Raw genomic sequence first — 10,019 nt, 5'->3', positions numbered from 1 at the left:
TGACCGCCGCCGACCTGTCGGGCTTCGACGTCGTGATCGACGCGGCCGGTCCGTTCCAGGCATCGGCCCCGACCGTGATCGAGGCAGCGATCGCGGCGGGCGTGCATTATGTCGACCTGGCCGACGGGCGGGCGTTCGTGGCGGCGATCGGCGCGCACGACGCCGCGGCGAAGGCCGCAGGGATCAGCGTCACCACGGGTGCCAGTTCGATCCCCGCCTTGTCGCATGCTGTCATCGATGCGCTGGCCGACGGCTGGCACAGCATCGACCGGATCCGGATCGGTATCTTTCCTGGCAATCGCGCCCCGCGCGGCCTCGCCGTGGTACAGGCGATCCTGTCCTATGTCGGGCATCCGGTGCGCGTCTGGCGCAGCGGGCGCTGGACGGACGTTCCGGGATGGGGAATGCTCCACCGCTGGAATGTGCCCGGCGTGGGCGCGCGCTGGGCCAGCGTTTGCGACACGCCCGAACAGGATCTGCTCGTCCGGCGCTACCACCCCAGTGACAGAGCCGAATTTTTCGCCGGCATGGAATTGTCGGTCCTGCACCTCGGCCTCGCCCTGCTCGCGCTTCCTGTTCGCCTCGGCTGGATTGCCAGCCTCCGCCCCGCATCGCGGCCACTCCTCGCGATCGCGAAATGGCTGATACCTTTCGGCAGCGACATCGGCGCGATGGACATCCAGATCAGCGGGCTGAACGCGCGCAACGAGTGCGCCGCGGCGCGCTGGACGCTGCGCGCAGATGGCAATCGCGGACCCTATGTCCCCACGCTGGCGGCGCTGGCGCTGTTGCGCCGGTTTCGGGACGGCAGGCCCCCTGCACCGGGAGCACGGCCGTGCACCGGCGTCCTGACACTGACCGAAACCGAAGCCGATTTCGCCCGGCTCGGGATTGCCACCGAGCGCAGCTGAGCCGCGTTTCGCCGCACCGAATCCCCTTGCCCGTGCCTTGCCGATGCTTACATACAGACGCACGATAATTTCCCCAGATCATGAGGTCGCCTTGCCATGTCCCGTAACACCCTGTCCGCCCCGCTGGCACTCGCTCTCCTGATGACGGCCCCGGCAGCAGCGCAGGCGGCCGAAGCCGCGGCATCGGCGACCGTTCCGGCGATCGCCTATCCCGACTCGCCGCGCGGCGACACGGTCGATCCGCAGTTCGGCGTCGACGTTGCCGACCCCTATCGCTGGCTCGAGGATGATGTGCGCGTCAATCCCAAGGTGGCGGCATGGGTCGCGGCGCAGAACAAGGTGACCGACAGCTATCTCGACACGCTGCCCGGCCGCGGCGCGTTCAAGGCGCGGATGACCGAATTGTTCGACTATGAACGCTTCGGCCTGCCGACCAAGGCGGGCACGCGCTATTTCTATACCCGCAACGACGGGCTTCAGCCGCAGTCGGTGCTGTATGTCCGCGAAGGGCTGAAGGGCGAAGGGCGCGTGCTGATCGATCCGAACAGCTGGGCCAAGGACGGCGCGACCGCGCTTGCCGAATGGAACCCGTCGGAGGATGGCAAGCACCTCCTCTATTCGGTGCAGGACGGCGGCACCGACTGGCGGATCGTCCGGGTCAAGGACGTCGCGACGGGCAAGGACCTCTCCGACGAAGTGCGCTGGGTCAAATTTTCGGCGCTCGACTGGGCGAAGGACGGCAGCGGTTTTTATTATTCGCGCTTCCCCGAACCGGAGCAGGGCGAAGCCTTCCAGTCGCTCAACGAAAATCACAGCGTCTATTTCCACAAGCTCGGCACGCCGCAGAGCGCCGACGTGCTGATCCACGCGACGCCCGACAAGCCCAAGCTCAATAACAGCGCGGTCGTCACCGACGACGGCCAATATCTGCTCGTCGTTTCGTCCGAAGGCACCGACGAACGCTACGGCCTGACGCTCTATCCGATAGGCAAGCCCGGCGCGAAGCCGATCACCCTCGTCGGCGATTTTGCGAACAATTGGGAATATGTCACCAACGACGGTCCGCGTTTTACCTTCGTCACCAACAAGGGCGCGCCGCGCGGGCGGGTCGTGTCGATGGATATCCGCAAGCCGGCGGCGCTGACCCAGCTCGTGGGCGAGAATGAAGCGACGCTCGTCGGCGCATCGCGCGTCGGCAACCGCCTGATCCTCTCCTACCTTGGCGATGCGAAGTCGGAAGCGCGGATGGTCGCGCTCGACGGCAAGCCCGTCGCCAATATCAAGCTCGCCGACATCGGCGCCGCGTCGGGCTTTGGTGGCAAGTCGAGCGACCCCGAAACCTTCTACGCCTTCTCCAGCTATGCGCGGCCGACGACAATCTATCGCTTCGACACCCAGACCGGCAAAAGCGAGATTTTCGCCGAGCCCGAGCTGACCTTCAAGCCCAGCGACTTCAGCGTCGAACAGCGGTTCTACAAATCGAAGGACGGCACCGAAGTGCCGATGTTCATCGTGATGAAAAAGGGCCTCGACCGCAGCAAGGGATCGCCGACGCTGCTTTACGGCTATGGCGGCTTCAACGTGTCGATGACCCCCGGCTTCTCGCCCACCCGCCTCGCGTGGGTCGACAAGGGCGGCGTGCTGGCGATCGCAAACCTGCGCGGCGGCGGCGAATATGGCAAGGCGTGGCACGATGCCGGCCGCCTCGACAAGAAACAGAATGTCTTCGACGACTTCATTGCCGCGGGCGAATATCTGATCGCGCAGGGGATCGCGGGCAAGGGACAGATCGCAATCGAGGGCGGGTCGAACGGCGGGCTGCTCGTCGGCGCGGTGACCAACCAGCGCCCTGACCTGTTCGCCGCGGCGCTGCCCGCGGTGGGGGTGATGGACATGCTGCGCTTCGACCGTTTCACCGCCGGCCGTTATTGGGTCGATGATTATGGCTATCCGTCAAAGGAGAGCGATTTCAAGAATCTGCTCGCCTATTCGCCGTACCACAATATCAAGGATGGTACCGCCTATCCGGCGGTGCTGGTGACCACTGCCGACACCGACGATCGCGTCGTGCCGGGGCACAGCTTCAAATATACCGCCGCGCTCCAGCATGCGAAGGCGGGCGACAAGCCGCACCTGATCCGCATCGAAACGCGCGCCGGGCACGGCAGCGGAAAGCCGACCGACAAGATCATTGCCGAAGCTGCGGACAAATACGCCTTTGCGGCGAAGTGGACCGGGCTCGCGGTCGAATAATGAGCTATGCCCTCGCCTTCGCCGCGACCGATCCCGCAGGGCTTTGGGCCGAGGCGGGGGATGCCGCGGCGGCGCTCGTCGCGGGCGAGCCCGACGGCATCGCCAATATGGCAAATATCGCGGCGCTGATCTGGCAGGCGATCCCCGACCTCAACTGGGCGGGTTTTTATCGCTTTGACGGGCATGAACTGGTGCTCGGCCCGTTTCAAGGGAAGGCGGCGTGCATCCGCATCCCGCTGGACAAGGGCGTCTGCGGCGCCGCCGCGCGACTGCGTGCGACGCAGCGGGTCGACGATGTCCACGCCTTTCCGGGCCATATTGCGTGCGACGCCGACAGTCGCAGCGAACTCGTCGTGCCGGTGATCGCGAACGACCGGTTGGTCGGTGTGCTCGACCTCGACAGTCCGCTGCCCGGACGCTTCACCCCTGACGATCAGGCGGGCGCGGAAGCACTCGTCGCGCGTATCGCGGCGGCGCTCGCGCCTTCGATTTCCTGACCCAAAATGGGACGCGATGGGCAGGGTTAACGGATTCGCGAAAAGGCGCCGATTTTGCTAACAAGCTGTTAACCAATCGGTTCAGGCCGAGGGAACAGGGAGTTTATCATGCGCACGTTGGTGTTGTTGGGTTTGGCCGCGGGATCGTTGTTGCTGGCGGGTCACGCGCGGGCGGAACAGCCGTCGCTCGACTATGGCAATCCCGACAATCCGGATGTCCGCGTCTATACCGGCTATCCCGACCGTGTGCCCAGCGAAGTCGAATATCGCCGGGTCTCGGGCTATGACGCGGAACGACGCTGGACCGGCACCTGGGACGGCACCTATGAAACGACCGACGGTCGCCGTTACGAGGGCCGTTATGAAGGCACGGTCGAGGGCCATGGCGCCGGCTATCCGCCGCCGCCCGCCCATGATCCCTATTATCGCGGCGGGTATGACCCGCGTCACGACGCCGAAATGGAACGCCGCTGTGGCCGGGGGGGCACAGTGGGCGGCGCGGTTGTCGGCGGGCTCGTGGGGGGCATCGCCGGCAACCGCATAGCAGGACGCGGCGACCGCACTGCGGGCACGCTGATCGGTGCCGGGGTCGGCGCGCTGGCGGGCGGCGCCATCGGCAATGCGTCGGACAAGGCCCGATGCGAGCAATGGTGGTCGAGCCGGGGCGGTCATTATCAGGGCGGCTATTATCCCGGTGGGACGTCCACTACCTATCACCATGGCGGCTATGCCCATGGCTATGGCTACTACACGCCGGGCGTCGTCGTCACGACCATCATCACGAACGGCGCGCCGGTCGTGACCGAAACGGTCGAAACGAGCACGCGCACCTATTATGAAAATGTGCCGGTGCGGAAACGCTATGTCGCAAAGAAGAAGTGGAAGCCGAAACCCAAGGCGAAGCCGCGCTGCGTCTGCTGATTTCACGGAAAAGACAGGTCTGGTCGCCTTTTTCCAGTCTTGCGGCCCGCCATCCACGCGATGGCGGGCCGTTTTGCTTTGGGCATCTCGGCTTGCCGTGCCTGAGCAACGGTTCAGCGGCGCGAAAGTATCGCGGGCGTAAGGCGATGACATTGTGGGCCGGACCGTCCGGGGCCTGCCGAAGGGGAGCCGTCCTCCATGCGTAAATTGACCAGCCTGACGACCGCCGCCGCGGTCGTGCTGACCTCTGTAGGCCTCAGCTCCGTCCCCGCCGAAGCGCGCGGGCGCCATGGCGGTTGGGGTTATCGCCATCACGACCGGATCAGCACCGGCGACGTGCTGGGCGGCCTTCTGATCATCGGCACGATTGCCGCGATCGCCAGCGCTGCAAGCAATGACAAGCGCGAACGCGCGCCCGATTATCGCCCGGATTACCCCTACGACCCGCCCTATCGCGACGACGAGCGGCAGGAGGTGCCGCGTTACGAACCCGATATGCCGAATGATGCGGCGCCCGGCGCCTATGGCCGCGGCGAAGCCGAGTCGCGCGCCGCCGATGCGTGCAGTTGGGCGGTAGAGGGCGAAATGGGCGACGACGCCCGTGTCGACAGCATCACCGGCACCGAGCCCAATGGCGGCGGCTGGTACGTCACCGGCACTGCCTCGCGCCTCGGCGGCGAAGTGCGCAGCTTTGGTTGCAGCTATCGCAATGGCCGCGTCGTCGACGTCAGCTTCGGCTGATATTCTCATCCTCCCCCTTGATGGGGGATGCGCGCTCGTCGTGCGCGGCGACCTCCGGAACTGCCATCACCCTCATCCCACTTCGCCCGGCCGCTTCGCGGCCAAGGCGGCGAATCCTTCTCCCCTTCAGGGAGAAGGGATTTAGATGAACGCCAGCAAAACCGAGGCTGAACGCCAGATAAGCGGCAGGTTCAGCGCCGCGTCACGGCCGAATCGGTAAACCGTCTCCAACAGGCAGCAAATAGGCCGCCTGCGCTTAAGGAGACCGAACCATGGCTATCAAGACCAATCTGACCAAGGCCGCAATTGGTGCGGCCACCGCCGGCGCGATGCTGATGAGCGCCGCCCCCGCTGCGGCGCGCGACCGATACGACCGCGATGGAATCAGCGCGGGCGAAATCATCGCCGGCGCCGTTGTGATCGGCGGCTTGGCCGCGATCCTGTCGAGCGGCAACAACGACCGCTATGATCGCTACGACCGCCGTTATGACGGCCGCTACAATGACGCGCGTTACGGCTATGGTTATGACTATAACCGCTATGGCAACAGCCGCAGCGCGGTCAGCCAGTGCGTCAACTCGGTCGAACGCGGCAGCCGCCGTTATGGCCGCACCGACGTCACCCAGGTGACCAGCATCGACCGCAAGCGCGACGGTTACCGCGTCAAGGGCCGCGTCGTCGTCCGCGACGGCTACGGCGGCCGCTGGGGTCGCGGCGGATCTTATGACAAGGGCAAGTTCACCTGCGATATCCGTTACGGCCGCGTCCAGGGCATTCGCTTCTCGGGCCTCGGCTGATCGCCGACATCTTTGATGCAAACCCCGGCCCGCCCGTGCCCCGGCACGCGGCGGGCCGCTTGCATCCGCGCGCGCCGCACCGCATGAAGCGGCATGATCAAACCCATGCTGCTCGCCGCCCTGTTGCTGACCATGCCGGTCGCCGCCCTTGCGAAGGATGAAACCCCCGCCGCCGATCCGGCGCGGCTGAAGGCCTCGGTCGAAAAGCTGGTGTCGTTCGGAACCCGCCACACGCTGTCGTCGGCGACCGACCCCAAACGCGGGATCGGCGCGGCGCGCAATTGGGGCGCCGCGGAGTTCGCGCGCATCGCGAAGGCGTGCGGTGGCTGCCTGAAAGTGACGCGCATCGCCGACCGTTTCGACGGGCCGCGGGCACCCGCGGGCGTGACCGTCGAAAATGTCCTCGCGATCCAGCCGGGCAGCGGCGACCCGGCGCATGTCATCATCATTGCCGGCCATATCGACAGCCGCGTCAGCGACGTGATGAATTTTACCGCCGACGCCCCCGGCGCCAATGACGATGCATCGGGCACCGCGCTGGTGATCGAGGCCGCGCGACTGCTGTCAAAAGACAAGCACCGGGCAACGATTGTCTATGCCCTGCTGTCGGGTGAGGAGCAGGGGCTGTGGAGCGGCAAGCTGCTGGCGCGCCACGCCAGGGAACAGGGCTGGCAGGTCGCGGCGATGCTCAACAACGACATTGTCGGCGGCACCCATGGCACCGACGGCACGATCGTCGACAACCGGGTGCGCGTGTTCAGCGAAGGTATTCGTGCGTCGGAAGATCTGGCGGCGCAGCTTGCGCGGCGCGGCATCGGCGGCGAAGATGACGGCCCGTCGCGCGCCTTGGCAAAGGCGGCGATTCGCGCCGGGCAACATCATCCGGCGATCGGGCTCGAAGTCCTGGCGGTGCGCCGTCCCGACCGTTTCCGCCGCGGCGGCGACCATCTGGCCGCGCTCGAGCTTGGCTATCCGGCGATCCGCTTTACCGTCGGGATCGAGGATTATGACCATCAGCACCAGGATTTGCGCAGCGAGGATGGCCGCAAATATGGCGACACGGTCGACGAGATGGATTTCCCCTATCTTGCCCGCGTCACTGCGCTCAACGTCGCGCTGGCGGCCGAGCTCGCCGATGCCCCGCCCGCGCCCGCCAGTGTCAGCATCGACGGCGCGGTCAGCTCGAACACCACGATCGCGTGGAGCCCGGTGAAGGACGCGGCCGCATATCGGATTTACTGGCGGCGCGCCGACCGCAACGACTGGACCGACAGCCAGCTCGTCCCGGCCGATATGGCGGCCGCCGGACGGACGCTGCGGGGCGTCATCGTCGACGATTATTTCTTTGGTGTTTCAGCGGTTTCCGCGAACGGCAGCGAAAGCATCGTCACCTTCGGCGGGCTGCCGCCCGCCAAATAATTACCGAAGACGCTATACGAAAATTTACCTTCCCCCTTTACGGGTGACAAGGGACCAAAATGATCGGCCGACGTGGGGGTCGGGCGGAAAAAAATGAGTCGCGCATGTCCAGTCCCGAGGCCGCCCCAGCCTCATCCGTTCCTCCCGACAAGCGCCAGCCGCGCCAGTCGCGCCTGGTAAAGGGCGCGCTTGCCTGTTCGCGGCTTGGGCGATTCGACGTGACGATCCGCAACGTGTCCGAAACGGGCATCGGCGGACAGGCGCCGGCTGCGCTCAACATCGGGGAGCGGATCACCATTTTCCTGCCCGGTCACGACCCGATGCTCGGCACGGTGCGCTGGGTCGTCGATCGGCGATTCGGGATCGAAACCGATCGCACCATCGACACCAGCCTGCTGCGTGCCGCCCATGGCGGCAGCGTGCCGACGACGCATGCCGTGGCCGACGGTTTCCAGATCATCCCACCGCCGACAGCCCCCGTGCGGCGCCCCGGACTGGCCCTCGGCGCCGCCCAGCCGGGACATTTCGGCCGCAGCGTGTGGATGAGCAAACGCGAATAGGCCCGCGCCGCGCCGCCGCAATGCGTCCCAGCCAGCGTCCGATCCTAGCGCGCGGCCCAGTAATCGAATGCCACCTGCTGTTGGTCGCGGATGAACCGCACTGCCGCCGCGCCTTCCCATGGGCCGTCATAACCCAGCAGCAACGCTGTCCCGCCGACCCACCATCCCTGCCCTGGCAGGCGGTCGCTTTCGCGGACGACCAGCACCGCCAAGTCAGGTTCGCCATCCATGGCGCATAGCCGGTCGACTTCGCCGAGCGTCTTGCAGAGCGCGCGCATCTTGGGCCGCGTGAAGCGGAAGCCAAGGTCGCCGAGCAGTTCCGAATAGCTGACGCTGCGCCCCGCGCGGGCGGCTTCGGTCAAGATCGTCCGAATGCGCGGCGCATCGCCCAGCGCGCCGACATCCGCCGCCTTTTCCTCGTCCCCTAACCCCTGGTCTTTGGCGGCCACGGGATGAATCCGGAAGTGCGCGCGACATAGTCCGCATAATCGGGCCGCGTCTTGTGCAGCCCTTTTTCGAGGAGCGCCTTGCCCGACCATCGGGTGAGCGTAAACGTCAGGAAGATCGGACCGATCAAGCTGGCAAGCGCCGCCGGCCAGCCAAGGTCGAGCACGACCAGCCAGATGCCCCACCAGGTCAACGCGTCGCCAAAATAATTGGGATGGCGCGTATAGCGCCACAGCCCGGTGTCGAGCACCTTGCCCCGATTTGCGGGGTTTTTGCGAAAACGGTCGAGCTGCGCGTCGCCGATGCTTTCAAAGGCGATGCCGGCCAGCGCCGCCGCCGCGCCGATCCAGCCGATGATTCCTACGCCCGCCACCGGATCACCCGCGCTCGCCCAGATCCCGACCTGTGCCGGCAGGCAGGTGATGAACAGCAACGGCGCCTGGGTCAGGAACACCGCGACCAGCGCGGTCTTTGCCCAGCCCCATTTTTTCGTTTCCATCATGTGCGCCAGGATTTTCTTGTATCGCGGGTCCTCGCCATGCGTCGCCCAGCGGATCGTCAGGTGGATCGCCAGCCGCAACCCCCACAGCGACACGAGGCCCAGAAGCAGTTTCGCGTGCGGCGCGTCGGCGCCGACCTGCCACGCCGTTCCCCACGCCAGCAACACCATGCCGAACGCCCAGAAGGCATCGATGAACGACACGTCGCGGATCGTGACGGCGGCACCCCACAATAGCAGGATCACGCCCAGCAATCCGGCAAAATTGATCGCCAACAGCGAAAGGGCGTCAGTCATGCGCTGATGTCTCGTTCCTCATCGGGCCCGACTATATCATCGATCGACCGAACTGCACGCTCGGGAAACTTCGGAACGCAACTTTTATAAACTTCGAGAACCTTCAGCATATCGGCGCGAAAATCGCCGCTCGGCCAGATCAAAGGGCCCAGCCCGCCGGTCTTGGTGCCATAATCCATCAGCCCGACCACCATCGGCACCTTGGCCGCCAGCGCGATCTGATAAAAGCCGGTGCGCCATTTCGCCGCGCGCCCCCGCGTTCCCTCGGGCGCGACGGTCAGCATGAATTCGCGGCGGCGCGCAAATTCTGCGACCATCTGCTCGACGACATTCCCGCCGCCGCGGCGATCGATCGGCACGCCGCCCATTTGGCGAATGAACCCGCCAAGCGGCCAGCGGAACAACGAAAGCTTCGCCATGAAATAGGGTCGGATCTTGAGGTCGGCGGTCAGCCCCAGGAAATTCACGAAGTCCCAGTTGCTGGTATGCGGCGCCGCGATCAGGATGAAGCGGCGCGGTTCGGGCACTGCGCCCGTCGCTTTCCATCCACGCAGCCGGTACAGCAATAGAAGCAGGCGGCGCACCGCCCGCGCCACCAGCCCCGGCGGGTCATCGTCGATCGTCGTCACGCTTGGTCCTCTCCCTTCGCCCCGATTGCGCGAAAGCCCGGCGCGACG

General features: G+C 65.8%; 11 protein-coding genes. 8 read left to right on the top strand and 3 right to left on the bottom strand.

Features of this window, described 5'->3' with window-relative positions; genetic code table 11:
- The 8 genes from A3E77_RS18580 to A3E77_RS18545 all read left to right on the top strand — a co-directional run.
- Positions 1–911: saccharopine dehydrogenase NADP-binding domain-containing protein (locus A3E77_RS18580; protein WP_293648873.1), on the top strand; the 911-nt coding region annotated here is incomplete at its 5' end.
- Between the two features lie 96 nt (positions 912–1,007).
- Complete coding sequence (locus tag A3E77_RS18575; protein WP_293648870.1) at positions 1,008–3,164, top strand: prolyl oligopeptidase family serine peptidase; 2,157 nt, start codon at positions 1,008–1,010, stop codon at positions 3,162–3,164.
- Entirely contained in the window at positions 3,164–3,661 is a 498-nt protein-coding gene (locus A3E77_RS18570; RefSeq protein WP_293648867.1) for a GAF domain-containing protein, read from the top strand. The genes A3E77_RS18575 and A3E77_RS18570 overlap by 1 nt, the downstream gene beginning before the upstream one ends.
- A gap of 108 nt (positions 3,662–3,769) precedes the next feature.
- Positions 3,770–4,582, top strand: a complete 813-nt coding sequence (locus A3E77_RS18565) for a glycine zipper 2TM domain-containing protein (RefSeq protein ID WP_293648864.1) — start codon at positions 3,770–3,772, stop codon at positions 4,580–4,582.
- 198 nt (positions 4,583–4,780) lie between these two features.
- Positions 4,781–5,323, top strand: a complete 543-nt coding sequence (locus A3E77_RS18560; RefSeq protein WP_293648862.1) for a hypothetical protein — start codon at positions 4,781–4,783, stop codon at positions 5,321–5,323.
- Between the two features lie 272 nt (positions 5,324–5,595).
- Positions 5,596–6,120 (top strand): hypothetical protein, encoded by a 525-nt coding sequence (locus A3E77_RS18555; protein ID WP_293648860.1) that lies wholly within the window; start codon positions 5,596–5,598, stop codon positions 6,118–6,120.
- A 96-nt stretch (positions 6,121–6,216) separates the two neighbouring features.
- On the top strand, positions 6,217–7,539 hold the full coding sequence (locus tag A3E77_RS18550; protein ID WP_458574470.1) for a M28 family peptidase: 1,323 nt from the start codon (positions 6,217–6,219) through the stop codon (positions 7,537–7,539).
- A gap of 104 nt (positions 7,540–7,643) precedes the next feature.
- On the top strand, positions 7,644–8,099 hold the full coding sequence (locus A3E77_RS18545) for a PilZ domain-containing protein (protein WP_293648858.1): 456 nt from the start codon (positions 7,644–7,646) through the stop codon (positions 8,097–8,099).
- A 44-nt stretch (positions 8,100–8,143) separates the two neighbouring features.
- On the opposite strand, the gene A3E77_RS18540 is transcribed toward A3E77_RS18545, so the two are convergent.
- From A3E77_RS18540 to A3E77_RS18530, 3 genes are read right to left on the bottom strand one after another with little or no spacing between them, the layout of a single operon-like run.
- Positions 8,144–8,548 carry a ribose-phosphate pyrophosphokinase gene (locus A3E77_RS18540; protein ID WP_293648856.1) on the bottom strand — a complete coding sequence of 135 codons (405 nt, stop codon included), beginning with the start codon at positions 8,546–8,548 and terminating at the stop codon, positions 8,144–8,146.
- Positions 8,524–9,342, bottom strand: a complete 819-nt coding sequence (locus A3E77_RS18535) for a DUF1295 domain-containing protein (protein WP_293648854.1) — start codon at positions 9,340–9,342, stop codon at positions 8,524–8,526. Before A3E77_RS18535 ends, A3E77_RS18540 begins: the two co-directional genes overlap by 25 nt.
- Complete coding sequence (locus tag A3E77_RS18530) at positions 9,339–9,971, bottom strand: lysophospholipid acyltransferase family protein (RefSeq protein ID WP_293648850.1); 633 nt, start codon at positions 9,969–9,971, stop codon at positions 9,339–9,341. The genes A3E77_RS18535 and A3E77_RS18530 overlap by 4 nt, the downstream gene beginning before the upstream one ends.
- Positions 9,972–10,019: the final 48 nt, after the last annotated feature.

Origin of the sequence: Sphingopyxis sp. RIFCSPHIGHO2_12_FULL_65_19 (assembly GCF_001830555.1) — a bacterium.
Taxonomy (GTDB): domain Bacteria; phylum Pseudomonadota; class Alphaproteobacteria; order Sphingomonadales; family Sphingomonadaceae; genus Sphingopyxis.
Note: the sequence above shows the minus strand (reverse complement) of the source record. Positions and strands in the feature narration are given on the sequence as shown.

Bases quoted from the DNA above. Each gene is read 5' to 3' on its own strand.
- A3E77_RS18545 (WP_293648858.1), top strand. From the start codon at position 7,644: ATGTCCAGTCCCGAGGCCGCCCCAGCCTCATCCGTTCCTCCCGACAAG.
- A3E77_RS18570 (WP_293648867.1), top strand. From the start codon at position 3,164: ATGAGCTATGCCCTCGCCTTCGCCGCGACCGATCCCGCAGGGCTTTGG.
- A3E77_RS18565 (WP_293648864.1), top strand. From the start codon at position 3,770: ATGCGCACGTTGGTGTTGTTGGGTTTGGCCGCGGGATCGTTGTTGCTG.
- A3E77_RS18575 (WP_293648870.1), top strand. From the start codon at position 1,008: ATGTCCCGTAACACCCTGTCCGCCCCGCTGGCACTCGCTCTCCTGATG.
- A3E77_RS18535 (WP_293648854.1), bottom strand. From the start codon at position 9,342: ATGACTGACGCCCTTTCGCTGTTGGCGATCAATTTTGCCGGATTGCTG.
- A3E77_RS18555 (WP_293648860.1), top strand. From the start codon at position 5,596: ATGGCTATCAAGACCAATCTGACCAAGGCCGCAATTGGTGCGGCCACC.
- A3E77_RS18560 (WP_293648862.1), top strand. From the start codon at position 4,781: ATGCGTAAATTGACCAGCCTGACGACCGCCGCCGCGGTCGTGCTGACC.